27 protein-coding genes and 1 pseudogene are annotated in these 15,829 nt (G+C 67.6%); all 28 read left to right on the top strand.

Annotated elements, in window-relative coordinates; genetic code table 11:
* Window positions 1-181: 181 nt before the first annotated feature.
* Window positions 182-1,407: pseudogene (locus IE287_RS01670) on the top strand (RNA polymerase sigma factor); the annotation flags it as partial.
* Between the two features lie 444 nt (window positions 1,408-1,851).
* Entirely contained in the window at window positions 1,852-2,160 is a 309-nt protein-coding gene (gene rpsJ, locus IE287_RS01675) for a 30S ribosomal protein S10 (protein ID WP_003948644.1), read from the top strand.
* A 13-nt stretch (window positions 2,161-2,173) separates the two neighbouring features.
* Complete coding sequence (gene rplC, locus IE287_RS01680) at window positions 2,174-2,818, top strand: 50S ribosomal protein L3 (protein WP_031012092.1); 645 nt, start codon at window positions 2,174-2,176, stop codon at window positions 2,816-2,818.
* 4 nt (window positions 2,819-2,822) lie between these two features.
* Window positions 2,823-3,473, top strand: a complete 651-nt coding sequence (gene rplD, locus IE287_RS01685; RefSeq protein WP_189847042.1) for a 50S ribosomal protein L4 — start codon at window positions 2,823-2,825, stop codon at window positions 3,471-3,473.
* The gene (gene rplW / locus IE287_RS01690) at window positions 3,473-3,790 is read left to right on the top strand and encodes a 50S ribosomal protein L23 (RefSeq protein WP_030759382.1); all 318 of its coding nucleotides are present in this window, start codon (window positions 3,473-3,475) and stop codon (window positions 3,788-3,790) included. Before rplD ends, rplW begins: the two co-directional genes overlap by 1 nt.
* Window positions 3,791-3,829: 39 nt before the next feature.
* Complete coding sequence (gene rplB, locus IE287_RS01695) at window positions 3,830-4,666, top strand: 50S ribosomal protein L2 (protein ID WP_046908246.1); 837 nt, start codon at window positions 3,830-3,832, stop codon at window positions 4,664-4,666.
* Window positions 4,667-4,678: 12 nt separating this feature from the next.
* The gene (rpsS, locus tag IE287_RS01700; RefSeq protein ID WP_030759378.1) at window positions 4,679-4,960 is read left to right on the top strand and encodes a 30S ribosomal protein S19; all 282 of its coding nucleotides are present in this window, start codon (window positions 4,679-4,681) and stop codon (window positions 4,958-4,960) included.
* A gap of 44 nt (window positions 4,961-5,004) precedes the next feature.
* Entirely contained in the window at window positions 5,005-5,352 is a 348-nt protein-coding gene (gene rplV / locus IE287_RS01705; RefSeq protein WP_009327087.1) for a 50S ribosomal protein L22, read from the top strand.
* A complete protein-coding gene (rpsC, locus tag IE287_RS01710; RefSeq protein ID WP_030759375.1) occupies window positions 5,352-6,182 on the top strand; it encodes a 30S ribosomal protein S3 in 831 nt (276 codons plus the stop codon). Before rplV ends, rpsC begins: the two co-directional genes overlap by 1 nt.
* A gap of 5 nt (window positions 6,183-6,187) precedes the next feature.
* Window positions 6,188-6,607, top strand: a complete 420-nt coding sequence (rplP, locus tag IE287_RS01715) for a 50S ribosomal protein L16 (protein ID WP_030494257.1) — start codon at window positions 6,188-6,190, stop codon at window positions 6,605-6,607.
* Complete coding sequence (gene rpmC, locus IE287_RS01720) at window positions 6,607-6,831, top strand: 50S ribosomal protein L29 (RefSeq protein WP_030494258.1); 225 nt, start codon at window positions 6,607-6,609, stop codon at window positions 6,829-6,831. Before rplP ends, rpmC begins: the two co-directional genes overlap by 1 nt.
* Window positions 6,831-7,112, top strand: coding sequence for a 30S ribosomal protein S17 (gene rpsQ, locus IE287_RS01725; RefSeq protein ID WP_024755411.1), 282 nt, complete (start codon window positions 6,831-6,833; stop codon window positions 7,110-7,112). The genes rpmC and rpsQ overlap by 1 nt, the downstream gene beginning before the upstream one ends.
* Window positions 7,113-7,217: 105 nt before the next feature.
* Entirely contained in the window at window positions 7,218-7,586 is a 369-nt protein-coding gene (gene rplN / locus IE287_RS01730) for a 50S ribosomal protein L14 (protein WP_003956455.1), read from the top strand.
* A gap of 2 nt (window positions 7,587-7,588) precedes the next feature.
* Window positions 7,589-7,900, top strand: a complete 312-nt coding sequence (gene rplX / locus IE287_RS01735) for a 50S ribosomal protein L24 (RefSeq protein ID WP_189847043.1) — start codon at window positions 7,589-7,591, stop codon at window positions 7,898-7,900.
* Window positions 7,897-8,454 carry a 50S ribosomal protein L5 gene (gene rplE / locus IE287_RS01740; protein WP_189847270.1) on the top strand — a complete coding sequence of 186 codons (558 nt, stop codon included), beginning with the start codon at window positions 7,897-7,899 and terminating at the stop codon, window positions 8,452-8,454. Before rplX ends, rplE begins: the two co-directional genes overlap by 4 nt.
* 5 nt (window positions 8,455-8,459) lie before the next feature.
* Complete coding sequence (locus IE287_RS01745; protein ID WP_003956452.1) at window positions 8,460-8,645, top strand: type Z 30S ribosomal protein S14; 186 nt, start codon at window positions 8,460-8,462, stop codon at window positions 8,643-8,645.
* A 223-nt stretch (window positions 8,646-8,868) separates the two neighbouring features.
* The gene (gene rpsH / locus IE287_RS01750; protein ID WP_030759363.1) at window positions 8,869-9,267 is read left to right on the top strand and encodes a 30S ribosomal protein S8; all 399 of its coding nucleotides are present in this window, start codon (window positions 8,869-8,871) and stop codon (window positions 9,265-9,267) included.
* Window positions 9,268-9,287: 20 nt separating this feature from the next.
* Window positions 9,288-9,827 carry a 50S ribosomal protein L6 gene (gene rplF, locus IE287_RS01755; protein ID WP_189847044.1) on the top strand — a complete coding sequence of 180 codons (540 nt, stop codon included), beginning with the start codon at window positions 9,288-9,290 and terminating at the stop codon, window positions 9,825-9,827.
* Between the two features lie 3 nt (window positions 9,828-9,830).
* Window positions 9,831-10,214 (top strand): 50S ribosomal protein L18, encoded by a 384-nt coding sequence (rplR, locus tag IE287_RS01760; protein WP_030759358.1) that lies wholly within the window; start codon window positions 9,831-9,833, stop codon window positions 10,212-10,214.
* Between the two features lie 45 nt (window positions 10,215-10,259).
* On the top strand, window positions 10,260-10,865 hold the full coding sequence (gene rpsE, locus IE287_RS01765) for a 30S ribosomal protein S5 (protein WP_030201551.1): 606 nt from the start codon (window positions 10,260-10,262) through the stop codon (window positions 10,863-10,865).
* Window positions 10,865-11,047 carry a 50S ribosomal protein L30 gene (gene rpmD, locus IE287_RS01770; protein ID WP_005313525.1) on the top strand — a complete coding sequence of 61 codons (183 nt, stop codon included), beginning with the start codon at window positions 10,865-10,867 and terminating at the stop codon, window positions 11,045-11,047. The genes rpsE and rpmD overlap by 1 nt, the downstream gene beginning before the upstream one ends.
* A gap of 2 nt (window positions 11,048-11,049) precedes the next feature.
* On the top strand, window positions 11,050-11,505 hold the full coding sequence (rplO, locus tag IE287_RS01775) for a 50S ribosomal protein L15 (protein WP_030494264.1): 456 nt from the start codon (window positions 11,050-11,052) through the stop codon (window positions 11,503-11,505).
* A 217-nt stretch (window positions 11,506-11,722) separates the two neighbouring features.
* A complete protein-coding gene (gene secY, locus IE287_RS01780; RefSeq protein WP_189847045.1) occupies window positions 11,723-13,042 on the top strand; it encodes a preprotein translocase subunit SecY in 1,320 nt (439 codons plus the stop codon).
* On the top strand, window positions 13,042-13,689 hold the full coding sequence (locus IE287_RS01785; RefSeq protein WP_189847046.1) for an adenylate kinase: 648 nt from the start codon (window positions 13,042-13,044) through the stop codon (window positions 13,687-13,689). The genes secY and IE287_RS01785 overlap by 1 nt, the downstream gene beginning before the upstream one ends.
* A gap of 96 nt (window positions 13,690-13,785) precedes the next feature.
* Entirely contained in the window at window positions 13,786-14,637 is an 852-nt protein-coding gene (map, locus tag IE287_RS01790; RefSeq protein ID WP_189847047.1) for a type I methionyl aminopeptidase, read from the top strand.
* A 163-nt stretch (window positions 14,638-14,800) separates the two neighbouring features.
* Window positions 14,801-15,022, top strand: a complete 222-nt coding sequence (infA, locus tag IE287_RS01795; RefSeq protein ID WP_003956442.1) for a translation initiation factor IF-1 — start codon at window positions 14,801-14,803, stop codon at window positions 15,020-15,022.
* A gap of 63 nt (window positions 15,023-15,085) precedes the next feature.
* Entirely contained in the window at window positions 15,086-15,199 is a 114-nt protein-coding gene (rpmJ, locus tag IE287_RS01800) for a 50S ribosomal protein L36 (RefSeq protein WP_003956441.1), read from the top strand.
* A gap of 190 nt (window positions 15,200-15,389) precedes the next feature.
* Window positions 15,390-15,770: a 30S ribosomal protein S13 gene (gene rpsM / locus IE287_RS01805; RefSeq protein ID WP_030759345.1), complete on the top strand. Its 381-nt coding sequence runs from the start codon at window positions 15,390-15,392 to the stop codon at window positions 15,768-15,770.
* The last annotated feature ends 59 nt before the right edge of the window (window positions 15,771-15,829 follow it).

The raw sequence follows: 15,829 nt of genomic DNA on the forward strand, positions 1-15,829 counted from the left end.
CACGCCCGGAAAGGTTCCTCCGAAGATCTTTCCGGGCGACGTCGAGACCTCCCCGCCGGCTCCGACCGTGGGGTGACGGCTCGCCGACGCGGCCTCCGCCCGGCCCGTCCGCCGCGAGGACGGCGCCCCGGCCGTCACCGACGGGCCCCGCCCGGAGACCGGGGAGTACCGGGCCGGCGCGGTGCCGGCCGGCGTCGAGGAGCTGCCGCGGGCGAGCGCCCCGCGGGTCCTCGGCGCGCTCGTCCGACGCCACGGCGACTTCTACGGCTGCGAGGAGGCCGTCCAGGAGGAGCTGATCGCGGCGGCGCGGCAGTGGCCCGACCAGGGCGTGCCCGGCAAGCCGGGGAGCCGGCTGCTGACCGTGGCCCGGCGCAGGTACGCCGACCAGGTGCGCAGCGAGGCCGCGCGCCGGCGCCGCGAGGACAGGGTCGCGCTCGCCGCCCCGGCGGCGGAGCTGCTCGCGCCCGCCGCCGACGACGAGGCGGGGGAGGAGGCCGCGGACGACTCGCCGGCGCTGCTCTTCCTCTGCTGCCACCGGGACCTGTCGCCGCCGAGCCGGATCGCGCTCGCCCTGCGCGCGGTCGGCGGACTCGCCACGGCGCGGGTCGCCGCCGCCTTCCTGGTGCCGGAGGCGACGACGGCGCAGCGGATCAGCCGCGCCGAGCAGGCCGTCCGGGCGGCCGGGGACGCCCTCGCCCTGCCCGGGGGGAGGACCCGCACGGACCGGCCGGCCGAGGTGCGGCACGTGCTGTACCTGGTCTTCGACGAGGGGTACACGGCGAGCGGCGGCGAGGAGCCGACCGCGCCCGGGCTCTCGGTGGAGGCGATCCGGCCGGCCCGGCTGCCGCACCGGCTCGTCCCGGAGGACACCGAGACGGCCGGGCTGCTCGCGCTGGTGCCGCTCACCGGCGCCCCCAGGCCGGCCCGCACCGGCCCGGGGGCGAGCCGGTGCCGCCGGCCGAGCAGGACCGGAGCCGCTGGGACGCGGCTCTGGTGGCCGGGGGCGTGGAGCTGATGAGCGGCGCCCTCCCGCGCGGCCGGGTGGGGCCGTACCGGATCCAGGCGGCGATCGCGGCGGTGCACGACGGGGCGGAGACCGCGGAGGCGACCGACCGGCCGCAGATCCTGCTGCTGGACGAGCTCCCGGAGGGGACGGGCCCGAACCCGACGGTCACCCTGAACCGCGCGGTCGCCGTCGCCGTGGTGGAGGGGCCCCGCGCGGGCCCGGAGCCGCCCGACACGCCGGCGTCCGACGGGCGCCTGGTCCGGCACCACCGGCTCCTCGCCACCCGGGCCCACCTGCTGGAGCCCTCGGGCGACCCCGCCGCGGCGGGGTCGCGGCCTGCCGGGAGGCCGCCCGGCGCACCACCAGCGCCCCGGAGCGGCGGCCACCTGACGGAGCGGGCCCGCCCGGCCGGCGTGGGGGGCGGGGGCGCGTCCGGGGCGCCGCGCTCCCGCTGCGTGTACCCGTACGTGACGTGGGGTACAGTCTTCGACCCCGATTGGCGGGGCGCGGGGGCGATGTGGCAGACTAGCGGGGTTGCTCGGTTGAGTGCCGATGCTGCGCGCCTCCCGCCGGGAGGACCGGAAGCGAGTCCCACAGTACTCGTCGCCCCTTCTCAGGAGCGGACGTACGGGAATCTTCCGGGAAGTGTCAGCGGGGTACCAGCCAGGCGCCCGGTGGGTGTTCACCCCCGTCCGCGGTCTTCGGCCCGCACCCCCTTGGTTGGGAAATCCTTCGGGAGTTCTTCGTAGAGGGAGTGCGACACGCCCGACCGCGTGGGTCGGAGGAAGAACGCGAACCGACCGGGTTCCGGAGCGTTAACAAAGAGACAGGACTACGAAGTAGCCATGGCGGGACAGAAGATCCGCATCCGGCTCAAGGCCTACGACCACGAGGTCATCGACTCCTCGGCGAAGAAGATCGTCGAGACGGTGACCCGCACTGGTGCGTCGGTCGCGGGCCCGGTGCCGCTGCCCACTGAGAAGAACGTGTACTGCGTCATCAAGTCGCCGCACAAGTACAAGGACTCGCGCGAGCACTTCGAGATGCGCACGCACAAGCGCCTCATCGACATCCTCGACCCCACGCCGAAGACGGTTGACTCGCTGATGCGTCTCGACCTCCCGGCTGGCGTCGACATCGAGATCAAGCTCTGAGGTGACGCGCGAGATGGCTAAGAACATCAAGGGCATCCTGGGCGAGAAGCTCGGCATGACGCAGGTCTGGGACGAGAACAACCGGGTCGTCCCGGTGACCGTCGTCAAGGCCGGCCCGAATGTCGTGACCCAGGTGCGTACGAACGACGTCGACGGCTACGAGTCGGTCCAGATCGCCTTCGGCGAGATCGACCCGCGCAAGGTGAACAAGCCCCTCAAGGGCCACTTCGCCAAGGCCGACGTCACCCCGCGCCGTCACCTCGTCGAGATCCGTACCGCTGACGCCAGCGAGTACACCCTCGGCCAGGAGATCACCGCCGAGGTCTTCGAGGCGGGCATCAAGGTCGACGTGACCGGCAAGAGCAAGGGCAAGGGCTTCGCCGGTGCCATGAAGCGCCACAACTTCCGTGGTGGCAAGGCCTCCCACGGTGCCCACCGCGTGCACCGCAAGCCCGGTTCGATCGGTGGCTGCGCCACCCCGGGCCGCGTCTTCAAGGGCATGCGCATGGCCGGCCGCATGGGCAACGAGCGCGTGACCACCCAGAACCTGACCGTTCACGCCGTTGACGCGGAGAAGGGCCTGCTGCTCATCAAGGGCGCGGTTCCTGGTCCGAACGGCGGCCTCGTCCTGGTCCGCACCGCGGCCAAGGGGGCCTGAGGATATGAGCACCATTGACATTCTGTCGCCCTCCGGCGACAAGACCGGGACCGTCGAGCTCCCGGCCGAGATCTTCGACGCCAAGATCAGCGTCCCGCTGATCCACCAGGTCGTCGTCGCGCAGCTTGCGGCCGCCCGCCAGGGCACCCACAAGACCAAGACGCGTGGCGAGGTCCGCGGTGGTGGCAAGAAGCCGTACCGCCAGAAGGGCACCGGTCGCGCCCGTCAGGGTTCGACCCGCGCCCCGCAGTTCGCCGGTGGTGGCGTCGTGCACGGTCCCGTGCCGCGTGACTACTCGCAGCGGACCCCGAAGAAGATGAAGGCCGCCGCCCTCCGCGGTGCCCTCTCCGACCGGGCGAACCACTCCCGCATCCACGTCGTCTCCGGCGTGGTCGAGGGTGCCGTCTCCACCAAGGCCGCCAAGGTCCTGTTCGGCAAGATCTCGGAGCGCAAGAACCTGCTCCTGATCGCCGAGCGCTCCGACGAGGCCGCGTGGCTGTCCGCCCGCAACCTGCCCCAGGTGCACATCCTGGAGCCGGGCCAGCTGAACACGTACGACGTGATGCGATCCGACGACGTGGTCTTCACCCAGGCCGCCCTCGAGTCCTTCGTGTCTGGCCCCAAGGCCGACGACAACGAGGGGAACGACGCCTGATGGCCGAGATCACCAGCAAGACCTTCACGGACCCGCGCGACGTCCTCGTCAAGCCGGTTGTCTCCGAGAAGAGCTACGCCCTGCTCGACGAGAACAAGTACACGTTCATCGTCGCGCCCGGCTCCAACAAGACCCAGATCAAGCAGGCCGTCGAGGCGGTCTTCTCGGTCAAGGTCACCGGGGTCAACACGATCAACCGTCAGGGCAAGCGCAAGCGCACCCGCACCGGTTTCGGCAAGCGCGCCAACACCAAGCGCGCCATCGTGACCCTGGCCGAGGGCAACCGAATCGACATCTTCGGCGGCCCGACCGCCTGACGGCGGTCGAGTCGTCCGATATCGGACGAGGACTGAGAAATGGGTATCCGCAAGTACAAGCCGACTACGCCGGGCCGTCGTGGCTCCTCCGTAGCCGACTTCGTCGAGATCACGCGGTCCACGCCGGAGAAGTCGCTGGTCCGCCCCCTGCACAGCAAGGGCGGCCGTAACAACACCGGTCGTGTGACCGTCCGTCACCAGGGCGGTGGCCACAAGCGCGCCTACCGCGTGATCGACTTCCGTCGTCACGACAAGGACGGCGTGCCGGCCAAGGTCGCTCACATCGAGTACGACCCCAACCGCACCGCTCGCATCGCGCTGCTGCACTACGCGGACGGCGAGAAGCGCTACATCATCGCCCCGCGCGGTCTCTCGCAGGGCGACCGGGTCGAGAACGGCCCCACGGCCGACATCAAGCCCGGCAACAACCTGGCCCTCCGCAACATCCCGGTCGGTACCACGATCCACGCGATCGAGCTCCGTCCCGGCGGTGGCGCCAAGTTCGCCCGCTCCGCGGGTGCCTCCGTGCAGCTGCTGGCGAAGGAGGGCACCATGGCCCACCTCCGCATGCCGTCCGGCGAGATCCGTCTCGTCGACGCCCGCTGCCGCGCCACCATCGGTGAGGTCGGCAACGCCGAGCAGTCGAACATCAACTGGGGCAAGGCCGGCCGCAAGCGCTGGCTGGGCGTTCGCCCGACCGTCCGTGGTGTGGCGATGAACCCGGTCGACCACCCGCACGGTGGTGGTGAGGGCAAGACCTCCGGTGGTCGCCACCCGGTCTCCCCGTGGGGTCAGAAGGAGGGTCGTACTCGTTCGCCGAAGAAGGCTTCGAACAAGTACATCGTCCGCCGCCGCAAGACGAACAAGAAGCGCTAGGAGCGGGTTTAGATGCCGCGCAGTCTCAAGAAGGGACCCTTCGTCGACGGCCACCTCATCAAGAAGGTGGACGCTCAGAACGAGGCCGGTACCAAGAACGTCATCAAGACCTGGTCCCGTCGCTCCATGATCATCCCGGCGATGCTCGGGCACACGATCGCGGTGCACAACGGCAAGACCCACGTCCCGGTGTTCGTCACCGAGTCGATGGTCGGGCACAAGCTCGGCGAGTTCTCGCCGACGCGTACCTTCCGGGGTCACGTCAAGGAAGACCGGAAGTCGAAGCGCCGCTAGTAGCGGATCGCATTCAGACACGTAAGTAACTGAGAGGGACAACCATGGAAGCCAGGGCCCAGGCGCGGTACATCCGCGTCACGCCCATGAAGGCCCGCCGCGTGGTGGACCTGATCCGTGGCATGGATGCCACGGAGGCTCAGGCTGTTCTGCGATTCGCTCCGCAGGCAGCCTCCGTGCCGGTCGGCAAGGTGCTCGACAGCGCCATTGCCAACGCCGCGCACAACTACGACCACACGGACGCCTCTTCGCTGTTCATCAGCGAGGCGTACGTCGACGAGGGTCCGACCCTGAAGCGGTTCCGTCCGCGTGCCCAGGGCCGTGCCTACCGGATCCGCAAGCGGACCAGCCACATCACCGTGGTCGTCAGCAGCAAGGAAGGAACCCGGTAATGGGCCAGAAGGTTAACCCGCATGGGTTCCGGCTCGGCATCACCACGGACTTCAAGTCCCGCTGGTACGCCGACAAGCTGTACAAGGACTACGTCAAGGAAGACGTCGCCATCCGTCGGATGCTGACGTCCGGCATGGAGCGCGCCGGCATCTCGAAGGTCGAGATCGAGCGCACCCGCGACCGCGTCCGCGTGGACATCCACACCGCTCGCCCGGGCATTGTCATCGGTCGCCGTGGCGCCGAGGCCGACAAGATCCGCGGCCAGCTGGAGAAGCTGACCGGCAAGCAGGTTCAGCTCAACATCCTCGAGGTCAAGAACCCCGAGGTCGACGCTCAGCTGGTGGCCCAGGCCGTCGCCGAGCAGCTGTCCTCCCGCGTCTCCTTCCGTCGGGCCATGCGCAAGAGCATGCAGTCCGCCATGAAGGCCGGCGCCAAGGGCATCAAGATCCAGTGTGGTGGCCGTCTCGGCGGCGCCGAGATGTCCCGCTCGGAGTTCTACCGCGAGGGCCGTGTGCCGCTGCACACGCTCCGCGCGAACGTCGAGTACGGCTTCTTCGAGGCCAAGACGACCTTCGGCCGCATCGGCGTGAAGGTCTGGATCTACAAGGGCGACGTCAAGAACATCGCCGAGGTCCGCGCCGAGAACGCTGCTGCCCGTGCGGGCAACCGCCCGGCCCGTGGCGGCGCTGACCGTCCGGCCGGCCGCGGTGGCCGTGGTGGCGAGCGTGGCGGTCGCGGTCGCAAGCCGCAGCAGGCTCCCGCTGCCGAGGCCCCCAAGGCCGAGGCCGCCGCCGCTCCGGCTGCTGAGAGCACCGGAACGGAGGCCTGACCGAAATGCTGATCCCCCGTAGGGTCAAGCACCGCAAGCAGCACCACCCGAAGCGCAATGGCATGTCCAAGGGTGGCACGCAGGTTGCGTTCGGCGAGTACGGCATTCAGGCCCTCACCCCGGCCTACGTGACCAACCGCCAGATCGAGGCCGCGCGTATCGCGATGACCCGCCACATCAAGCGTGGCGGCAAGGTCTGGATCAACATCTACCCGGACCGCCCGCTCACGAAGAAGCCTGCCGAGACCCGCATGGGTTCCGGTAAGGGTTCTCCGGAGTGGTGGATCGCGAACGTCAAGCCCGGTCGGGTGATGTTCGAGCTGTCCTACCCGAACGAGAAGATCGCGCGTGAGGCTCTGACTCGTGCGGCTCACAAGCTGCCGATGAAGTGCAAGATCGTTAAGCGCGAGGCAGGTGAGCTGTGATGTCGGCCGGTACCAAGGCGTCCGAGCTGCGCGAGCTGGGCAACGAGGAGCTTGTGGCCAAGCTCCGCGAGGCCAAGGAAGAGCTGTTCAACCTCCGCTTCCAGGCGGCGACGGGTCAGCTCGAGAACCACGGCCGTCTCCGGGCGGTCCGTAAGGACATCGCCCGGATCTACACCCTCATGCGAGAGCGTGAGCTCGGCATTGAGACGGTGGAGAACGCCTGATGAGCGAGAGCAACGTGACTGAGAAGACCGAGCGCAACGCTCGCAAGGTCCGCGAGGGCCTGGTCGTCAGCGACAAGATGGACAAGACCGTCGTCGTCGCCGTCGAGGACCGCGTCAAGCACGCGCTGTACGGCAAGGTCATCCGCCGTACGAACAAGCTCAAGGCTCACGACGAGCAGAACGCTGCCGGCATCGGCGACCGCGTCCTCCTGATGGAGACCCGGAAGCTGTCGTCGACGAAGCACTGGCGCGTCGTCGAGATCCTCGAGAAGGCCAAGTAATCCCTCCTAGGGGGACCCCCTAGGAACAGTTCCGCCAGGCTCGGCGGGGGCCGCTGATCGACCAGCGGCTCCCGCCGGGAACCGGCAGACAATCAGGAGATAGACGTGATCCAGCAGGAGTCGCGACTTCGCGTCGCCGACAACACTGGTGCCAAGGAGATCCTTTGCATCCGTGTTCTCGGTGGCTCGGGTCGCCGCTACGCGGGCATCGGTGACGTCATCGTCGCCACCGTCAAGGACGCGATCCCCGGTGGCAACGTGAAGAAGGGTGACGTCGTCAAGGCGGTCATCGTTCGCACCGTCAAGGAGCGCCGCCGCCAGGACGGCTCGTACATCCGCTTCGACGAGAACGCCGCTGTCATTCTCAAGAACGACGGCGACCCTCGTGGCACCCGTATCTTCGGCCCGGTCGGCCGTGAGCTGCGCGAGAAGAAGTTCATGAAGATCATCTCGCTCGCGCCGGAGGTGCTGTAAGCATGAAGATCAAGAAGGGCGACCTGGTCCAGGTCATCACCGGTAAGGACAAGGGCAAGCAGGGCAAGGTCATCGCGGCCTTCCCCGCCGACTCCCGCGTTCTGGTCGAGGGTGTCAACCGGGTCAAGAAGCACACCAAGGCCGGCCCCAACCAGGCCGGCGGCATCGTGACGACCGAGGCTCCGGTCCACGTCTCCAACGTCCAGCTGGTCGTGGAGAAGGACGGCAAGAAGGTCGTCACGCGTGTCGGTTTCCGCTTCGACGACGAGGGCAACAAGATCCGCGTTGCCAAGCGGACGGGTGAGGACATCTGATGGCTACCACCACTCCGCGTCTCAAGACGAAGTACCGCGAGGAGATCACCGGCAAGCTGCGTGAGGAGTTCTCCTACGAGAACGTCATGCAGATCCCCGGCCTCGTGAAGATCGTGGTCAACATGGGTGTCGGCGACGCCGCCCGTGACTCGAAGCTGATCGAGGGCGCCATCCGCGACCTCACCACGATCACCGGTCAGAAGCCGGCCGTCACCAAGGCCCGCAAGTCCATCGCGCAGTTCAAGCTGCGTGAGGGTCAGCCGATCGGTGCGCACGTCACGCTCCGTGGCGACCGCATGTGGGAGTTCCTGGACCGCACCCTGTCGCTCGCGCTGCCGCGCATCCGCGACTTCCGTGGCCTGTCCCCGAAGCAGTTCGACGGCCGCGGCAACTACACCTTCGGTCTCACGGAGCAGGTCATGTTCCACGAGATCGACCAGGACAAGATCGACCGTACCCGGGGTATGGACATCACCGTGGTCACCACGGCGACCAACGACGACGAGGGCCGCGCGCTTCTCCGTCACCTCGGCTTCCCGTTCAAGGAGGCGTAAGCGAGATGGCGAAGAAGGCTCTCATCGCGAAGGCTGCCCGCAAGCCCAAGTTCGGTGTGCGTGCGTACACGCGCTGCCAGCGCTGCGGCCGCCCCCACTCCGTGTACCGCAAGTTCGGCCTCTGCCGCGTGTGCCTTCGTGAGATGGCTCACCGTGGCGAGCTGCCGGGCGTGACCAAGAGCTCCTGGTAATTCCCCTTCGCCCTTTGGGCGTTGGCGAATGACCGGAGTCTCTCGGTAGGCATTGGGATGGCGGACTCCCACCCCCGCATGGCTTAGGCTAGTGGGGTTGGGCGTCCGCCGCCCTTACGACTTACTACGCCGTAGGTCCACCGCACCGCACCCGCCCCGTCTCGGATCGGGGAGAGGGATGGTGCACCAGGAAACCCCGGCGAGAGAGGCCGAAGGCCAATTCATGACCATGACTGATCCGATCGCAGACATGCTCACGCGTCTGCGTAACGCGAACTCGGCGTACCACGACACCGTGACGATGCCGCACAGCAAGATCAAGTCTCACATCGCGGAAATCCTCCAGCAGGAGGGCTTCATCACGGGCTGGAAGGTCGAGGACGCCGAGGTCGGCAAGAACCTCGTCGTCGACCTCAAGTTCGGTCCGAACCGTGAGCGCTCCATCGCGGGCATCAAGCGGATCTCGAAGCCGGGCCTCCGGGTTTACGCGAAGTCCACCAACCTGCCGAAGGTCCTCGGCGGCCTGGGCGTGGCGATCATCTCCACGTCCCACGGTCTCCTGACCGGCCAGCAGGCGCAGAAGAAGGGCGTGGGTGGGGAAGTCCTCGCCTACGTCTGGTAGTCGGGAACGGAGGAATAGCAATGTCGCGAATCGGCAAGCTCCCCATCACGGTTCCCGCCGGCGTGGACGTCACCATCGAGGGCCGCACGGTCACGGTGAAGGGTTCCAAGGGCACCCTGACCCACACCGTCGCCGCGCCGATCGAGATCGTTAAGGGCGAGGACGGCGTTCTGAACGTCACCCGTCCGAACGACGAGCGTCAGAACAAGGCCCTCCACGGCCTGTCCCGCACGCTGGTGGCCAACATGATCACCGGTGTGACCGCGGGGTACGTCAAGGCGCTCGAGATCAGCGGTGTCGGTTACCGCGTGGCCGCGAAGGGCTCCGACCTGGAGTTCCAGCTCGGCTACAGCCACCCGATCCTGGTGGAGGCGCCCGAGGGCATCTCCTTCAAGGTCGAGTCGCCGACCAAGTTCTCGGTCGAGGGCATCGACAAGCAGAAGGTCGGCGAGGTCGCCGCGAACATCCGCAAGCTGCGGAAGCCCGACCCGTACAAGGCCAAGGGCGTCAAGTACGCGGGCGAGGTCATCCGCCGCAAGGTCGGAAAGGCTGGTAAGTAAGCCATGGCATACGGTGTCAAGATCGCCAAGGGCGACGCTTACAAGCGCGCCGCGAAGGCGCGCCGTCACCTGCGCATCCGCAAGAACGTGTCGGGTACGGCGGAGCGTCCGCGCCTCGTCGTGACGCGCTCGAACCGCGGTATCACCGCGCAGGTCATCGATGACCTCAAGGGTCACACCGTCGCGTCGGCGTCCCACCTGGACGCTTCGATCCGCGGTGGCGAGGGCTCCAAGTCCTCGCAGGCCCAGCAGGTCGGCGCCCTGGTCGCCGAGCGCGCCAAGGCCGCCGGTGTCGAGGCCGTCGTGTTCGACCGTGGTGGCAACAGGTACGCCGGGCGCATTGCCGCTCTGGCTGACGCCGCCCGCGAAGCCGGGCTGAAGTTCTAAGCCCCGGTTCCGGGACTAACGGACGTAACAGAGAGAGGTATTCCAATGGCTGGACCCCAGCGCCGCGGTAGCGGTGCCGGTGGCGGCGAGCGGCGGGACCGGAAGGGCCGCGACGGTGGCGCTGCCGCCGCCGAGAAGACCGCGTACGTTGAGCGCGTAGTCGCGATCAACCGCGTCGCCAAGGTTGTCAAGGGTGGTCGTCGTTTCAGCTTCACCGCGCTGGTCGTGGTGGGCGACGGTGACGGCACCGTGGGTGTCGGTTACGGCAAGGCCAAGGAGGTGCCGGCCGCCATCGCCAAGGGTGTTGAGGAGGCCAAGAAGCACTTCTTCAAGGTCCCCCGTATCCAGGGCACCATCCCCCACCCGATCCAGGGTGAGAAGGCCGCGGGCGTCGTCCTGCTCAAGCCTGCTTCCCCCGGTACCGGTGTGATCGCCGGTGGCCCGGTGCGCGCCGTCCTGGAGTGCGCCGGCGTCCACGACATCCTGTCGAAGTCGCTCGGCTCCGACAACGCGATCAACATCGTGCACGCGACCGTGGAGGCCCTCAAGGGCCTGCAGCGTCCCGAGGAGATCGCGGCTCGCCGTGGTCTGCCCCTCGAGGACGTCGCCCCCGCGGCTCTGCTTCGTGCGCGTGCGGGAGCGGGTGCGTAATGGCTCGCCTCAAGATCACGCAGACGAAGTCGTACATCGGCAGCAAGCAGAACCACCGCGACACGCTGCGTTCGCTCGGGCTCAAGCGCCTGAACGACGTGGTCGTCAAGGAGGACCGCCCCGAGTTCCGCGGCATGGTGCACACCGTCCGCCACCTCGTGACGGTTGAGGAGGTCGACTGATCATGGCGGAGAACAACCCGCTCAAGATCCACAACCTCCGTCCCGCCCCGGGCGCCAAGACCGCCAAGACCCGCGTGGGTCGTGGTGAGGCGTCCAAGGGTAAGACGGCCGGTCGTGGTACCAAGGGCACGAAGGCCCGCTACCAGGTTCCGGAGCGCTTCGAGGGTGGCCAGATGCCCCTCCACATGCGCCTCCCGAAGCTGAAGGGCTTCAAGAACCCGTTCCGCACCGAGTACCAGGTCGTCAACCTGGACAAGCTGGCCGCGCTCTACCCGCAGGGTGGCGAGGTCACGGTGGCCGACCTGGTCGCCAAGGGTGCGGTGCGCAAGAACCAGCTCGTCAAGGTGCTCGGCACCGGCGAGGTCTCCGTGGCGCTGCAGGTGACGGTCGACGCCGTCTCCGGCTCCGCCAAGGAGAAGATCGCCGCCGCCGGCGGCACCGTCACCGAGCTCGTCTGAGACGACTCGATGGCTTGAACATCCGACCGGGGATGCCTCCCAAAAGGGGCATCCCCGGTTGGTCGTTCCTAGGGGGGCATGGTCGCCGGTAAGGTGGCGTGCACCGTCCATGCTCATGCGGTATAGACCGCAGGAGCCGGGACCGATATCCATCAGTCCTTATCGAATCTCAAAACCGTCACCTCTGACGCATAGCGCGGGGGTCGCAGGAGGCACCGTGCTCACCGGCTTCGCCCGGGCGTTCAAGACGCCCGACCTGCGCAAGAAGCTGCTCTTCACGCTGGCGATCATCGTGCTGTACCGCCTCGGGGCCCACGTCCCCGTCCCCGGCGTCAGCTACGAGGCCGTCCAGATGTGCGTGGACCAGGCGAGCGAAGGCAACAACAGCCTGTTCGGCCTGGTGAACATGTTCAGTGGCGGCGCACTGCTGCAGATCACCATCTTCGCGCTCGGCATCATGCCGTACATCACGGCGAGCATCATCCTGCAGCTGCTCACCGTCGTGATCCCGCGACTGGAAGCCCTCAAGAAGGAGGGTCAGAGCGGTACCGCGAAGATCACGCAGTACACCCGCTACCTGACGATCGCGCTGGCGATCCTCCAGGGCACGGGCCTCGTGGCCACCGCCAAGAGCGGCGCCCTCTTCAGCGGCTGCAGCGTCGCGAACCAGGTCGTCCCCAACCCCACCATCTTCACCATCGCCGTCATGGTCATCACCATGACCGCGGGTACCGCCATCGTGATGTGGCTCGGCGAGCTCATCACCGACCGCGGCATCGGCAACGGCATGTCGATCCTGATGTTCATCTCGATCGCCGCCGGCTTCCCGGGCGCCCTGTGGGCCATCAAGGAGAGCGGCAAGCTCGCCCAGGGCTGGATCGAGTTCGGCACCGTCATCCTCATCGGCTTCGTCATGGTGGCCCTCGTCGTCTTCGTCGAGCAGGCCCAGCGCCGCATCCCGGTGCAGTACGCGAAGCGGATGATCGGCCGCAGGTCGTACGGCGGTACGTCCACTTACATCCCGTTGAAGGTGAACCAGGCAGGTGTGATTCCTGTCATCTTCGCGTCGTCGCTGCTCTACATCCCGGCGCTGATCGCGCAGTTCTCCAGCTCCACCGCCGGCTGGAAGACCTGGATCGAAGCCCACTTCGTCAAGGGTGACCACCCCTACTACATCGCGACGTACTTCCTCCTGATCGTGTTCTTCGCCTTCTTCTACGTGGCGATCTCGTTCAACCCCGAGGAAGTCGCGGACAACATGAAGAAGTATGGTGGCTTCATCCCGGGTATCCGGGCTGGTCGACCTACTGCCGAGTACCTGAGCTACGTGCTCAACCGGATCACTTGGCCGGGCTCGCTGTACTTGGGTCTGATCGCTCTTGTGCCGACGATGGCGTTGGCAGGCTTCGGCGGTGCCAATGCCAACTTCCCCTTCGGCGGGACGAGCATCCTGATCATCGTGGGTGTGGGGCTGGAGACCGTGAAGCAGATCGAGAGCCAGCTCCAGCAGCGCAATTACGAAGGGTTCCTCCGCTGATGCGAATCGTCCTCGTCGGACCGCCCGGGGCCGGCAAGGGAACGCAGGCCGCGTTCCTTGCCAAGAACCTGGACATCCCGCACATCTCCACGGGTGACCTGTTCCGTGCCAACATCTCGCAGGGCACGCAGCTGGGCCTGGAGGCCAAGGGTTACATGGACCGGGGCGAGCTCGTTCCGGACGAGGTGACCATCGGGATGGCCAAGGACCGCATGGAGCAGGCGGACGCCGCGAACGGCTTCCTGCTCGACGGTTTCCCGCGCAACGTGGCCCAGGCCGAGGCCCTGGATGTCGTCCTGAAGGCCGACGACATGCAGCTGGACGCGGTCCTGGACCTCGAGGTCCCCGAGGACGAGGTCGTGAAGCGGATCGCGGGTCGCCGCATCTGCCGCAACGACTCCTCGCACGTCTTCCACGTGACGTACAACGCCCCCGAGACCGAGGGCGTCTGCGACACCTGCGGTGGCGAGCTCTACCAGCGCGCGGACGACTCCGAGGAGACCGTCCGCACCCGCCTGGAGGTCTACCACACGCAGACCGAGCCGATCATCGACTACTACCGGGCGCAGAACCTGGTCGTGACGATCTCCGCGCTCGGCAAGGTGGACGAGGTCACGGCGCGCGCCATGGGCGCGCTGAAGAAGTAACCCCCCACTCACGCGGTACGGCCGCGGTGCCCCTGACGGGCGCCGCGGCCGTATCGTTGTTCCGTCCCCGTACTCGTTGGAAAGGCCCCCGTCACGATGGTGCAGATCAAGACCCCCGAGCAGATCGCGAAGATGCGCGAGGCGGGGCTGGTCGTCGCCGCCATCCACGCGGCCACCCGCGAGGCGGCCGTGCCCGGCGCCACCACCCGTGACCTCGACGAGGTCGCGCGCAAGGTGCTCGCCGAGCACGGGGCGAAGTCGAACTTCCTCGGGTACGGCGGCTTCCCCGCGACCATCTGCACCTCGGTCAACGAGGTCGTCGTCCACGGCATCCCCGACGAGAAGACCGTCCTCGAGGACGGCGACATCATCTCCGTCGACTGCGGCGCGATCGTCGACGGCTGGCACGGCGACGCCGCGTACACCGCCTTCGTCGGCACCGGTCACGCCCCGGAGCTGATCGAACTCTCCCGGGTGACCGAGGGCTCGATGTGGGCCGGCATCGCCGCGATGCGGGTGGGCGCCCGCCTGGTCGACATCTCCCGGGCGATCGAGACGTACATCAAGCGCCAGCCGCGGCCGGCCGTCGGCGACCACAGCCTCGGCAGGTACGGCATCGTCGAGGACTACGGCGGCCACGGCATCGGCACCGAGATGCACATGGACCCGCACCTCCTGAACTACGTCTCCCGCAAGCGCGGCAAGGGCCCGAAGCTGGTCCCGGGCTTCTGCCTGGCGATCGAGCCGATGGTCTCCCTCGGCACGCCGCACACCGAGGTCCTGGAGGACGACTGGACGGTCGTCTCCTCCGACGGCACCTGGTCCTCGCACTGGGAGCACAGCGTCGCCCTCACCGAGGAGGGCCCCCTGGTCCTGACCGCCGTCGACGGCGGCAAGGCCAGGCTCGCGGAGCTGGGCGTCACGGCCGCCCCGGACCCGCTGGCGTGACCGTCGGGAAACCGGCGGAGTAACGATCTTCCGTGCTGGGCAGATTCCCCGGATTCGTCTTTTCGTGGGGCCTGGCGTAGACTGATGCGTCGGCTCTCGTGTACCCGTGTGTCCGCACCGGAGGGCGAGAGTCGATCAAGGTAGCCGATTCGAAGGGCGAAGCGTGGCCAAGAAGCAAGGTGCCATCGAGATCGAGGGCACCGTGATCGAGTCCCTGCCGAACGCCATGTTCAAGGTGGAGCTCCAGAACGGTCACAAGGTCCTCGCGCACATCTCCGGCAAGATGCGGATGCACTACATCCGTATCCTTCCGGACGACCGGGTCGTCGTGGAGCTCTCTCCGTACGACCTGACGCGTGGCCGGATCGTCTACCGGTACAAGTAGATCTTGCCCGCACCCCGCCTCCGCGCGCGGGTGGTGGCACTGACCCGGAGAACCTCACATCCCATGAAGGTCAAGCCGAGCGTCAAGAAGATCTGCGACAAGTGCAAGGTGATCCGCCGTCACGGCCGGGTCATGGTCATCTGCGACAACCTGCGCCACAAGCAGCGCCAGGGCTGACGCACGCCGACCGACCTGCAACTTCGCAGTTCTTCGCGCGACGCATAGCAACACGTACATACGCAGAGCCCGTCCGGCCGTGATCCACGGCTGACGGCACCTCCGGCGGGGGCCGGGGACCCGACCTGTACCTCATACGGCAGCCGGGAACGGTTCTGCAGCAGACCCCCGAGAACACAGGAGCCATTGAATGGCACGCGTTTCCGGTGTTGACATCCCGCGCGAGAAGCGCGTGGTGGTCGCACTCACCTACGTCTTCGGCATCGGGCGTACCCGGTCCGAGGAGATCCTCGCCGCCACCGGCGTGGACCCGTCCACCCGTGTCCGCGACCTCGCCGAGGAAGACCTCGTCAAGATCCGCGAGTACGTGGACGCCAACCTCCAGACCGAGGGTGACCTCCGCCGCGAGATCGCGGCCGACATCCGCCGCAAGGTCGAGATCGGCTGCTACCAGGGCCTCCGCCACCGTCGTGGCCTGCCCGTCCGCGGCCAGCGCACCAGCACGAACGCTCGTACCCGCAAGGGCCCGCGTCGCGCCATCGCCGGCAAGAAGAAGCCGGGCAAGAAGTAGTCCTCAGCGGACGCTTGACCAAGCGGTCTTCGCTGTAGGACCGACCACCTCCCGTAGGA

Source organism: Streptomyces omiyaensis (assembly GCF_014650895.1).
Lineage (GTDB): Bacteria > Actinomycetota > Actinomycetes > Streptomycetales > Streptomycetaceae > Streptomyces > Streptomyces omiyaensis.

Coding starts and splice junctions, on each gene's coding strand:
- rpsJ (WP_003948644.1), top strand. CDS start 1,852: ATGGCGGGACAGAAGATCCGCATCCGGCTCAAGGCCTACGACCACGAG.
- rplC (WP_031012092.1), top strand. CDS start 2,174: ATGGCTAAGAACATCAAGGGCATCCTGGGCGAGAAGCTCGGCATGACG.
- rplD (WP_189847042.1), top strand. CDS start 2,823: ATGAGCACCATTGACATTCTGTCGCCCTCCGGCGACAAGACCGGGACC.
- rplW (WP_030759382.1), top strand. CDS start 3,473: ATGGCCGAGATCACCAGCAAGACCTTCACGGACCCGCGCGACGTCCTC.
- rplB (WP_046908246.1), top strand. CDS start 3,830: ATGGGTATCCGCAAGTACAAGCCGACTACGCCGGGCCGTCGTGGCTCC.
- rpsS (WP_030759378.1), top strand. CDS start 4,679: ATGCCGCGCAGTCTCAAGAAGGGACCCTTCGTCGACGGCCACCTCATC.
- rplV (WP_009327087.1), top strand. CDS start 5,005: ATGGAAGCCAGGGCCCAGGCGCGGTACATCCGCGTCACGCCCATGAAG.
- rpsC (WP_030759375.1), top strand. CDS start 5,352: ATGGGCCAGAAGGTTAACCCGCATGGGTTCCGGCTCGGCATCACCACG.
- rplP (WP_030494257.1), top strand. CDS start 6,188: ATGCTGATCCCCCGTAGGGTCAAGCACCGCAAGCAGCACCACCCGAAG.
- rpmC (WP_030494258.1), top strand. CDS start 6,607: ATGTCGGCCGGTACCAAGGCGTCCGAGCTGCGCGAGCTGGGCAACGAG.
- rpsQ (WP_024755411.1), top strand. CDS start 6,831: ATGAGCGAGAGCAACGTGACTGAGAAGACCGAGCGCAACGCTCGCAAG.
- rplX (WP_189847043.1), top strand. CDS start 7,589: ATGAAGATCAAGAAGGGCGACCTGGTCCAGGTCATCACCGGTAAGGAC.
- IE287_RS01745 (WP_003956452.1), top strand. CDS start 8,460: ATGGCGAAGAAGGCTCTCATCGCGAAGGCTGCCCGCAAGCCCAAGTTC.
- rpsH (WP_030759363.1), top strand. CDS start 8,869: ATGACCATGACTGATCCGATCGCAGACATGCTCACGCGTCTGCGTAAC.
- rplF (WP_189847044.1), top strand. CDS start 9,288: ATGTCGCGAATCGGCAAGCTCCCCATCACGGTTCCCGCCGGCGTGGAC.
- rplR (WP_030759358.1), top strand. CDS start 9,831: ATGGCATACGGTGTCAAGATCGCCAAGGGCGACGCTTACAAGCGCGCC.
- rpsE (WP_030201551.1), top strand. CDS start 10,260: ATGGCTGGACCCCAGCGCCGCGGTAGCGGTGCCGGTGGCGGCGAGCGG.
- rpmD (WP_005313525.1), top strand. CDS start 10,865: ATGGCTCGCCTCAAGATCACGCAGACGAAGTCGTACATCGGCAGCAAG.
- rplO (WP_030494264.1), top strand. CDS start 11,050: ATGGCGGAGAACAACCCGCTCAAGATCCACAACCTCCGTCCCGCCCCG.
- IE287_RS01785 (WP_189847046.1), top strand. CDS start 13,042: ATGCGAATCGTCCTCGTCGGACCGCCCGGGGCCGGCAAGGGAACGCAG.
- map (WP_189847047.1), top strand. CDS start 13,786: ATGGTGCAGATCAAGACCCCCGAGCAGATCGCGAAGATGCGCGAGGCG.
- rpmJ (WP_003956441.1), top strand. CDS start 15,086: ATGAAGGTCAAGCCGAGCGTCAAGAAGATCTGCGACAAGTGCAAGGTG.
- rpsM (WP_030759345.1), top strand. CDS start 15,390: ATGGCACGCGTTTCCGGTGTTGACATCCCGCGCGAGAAGCGCGTGGTG.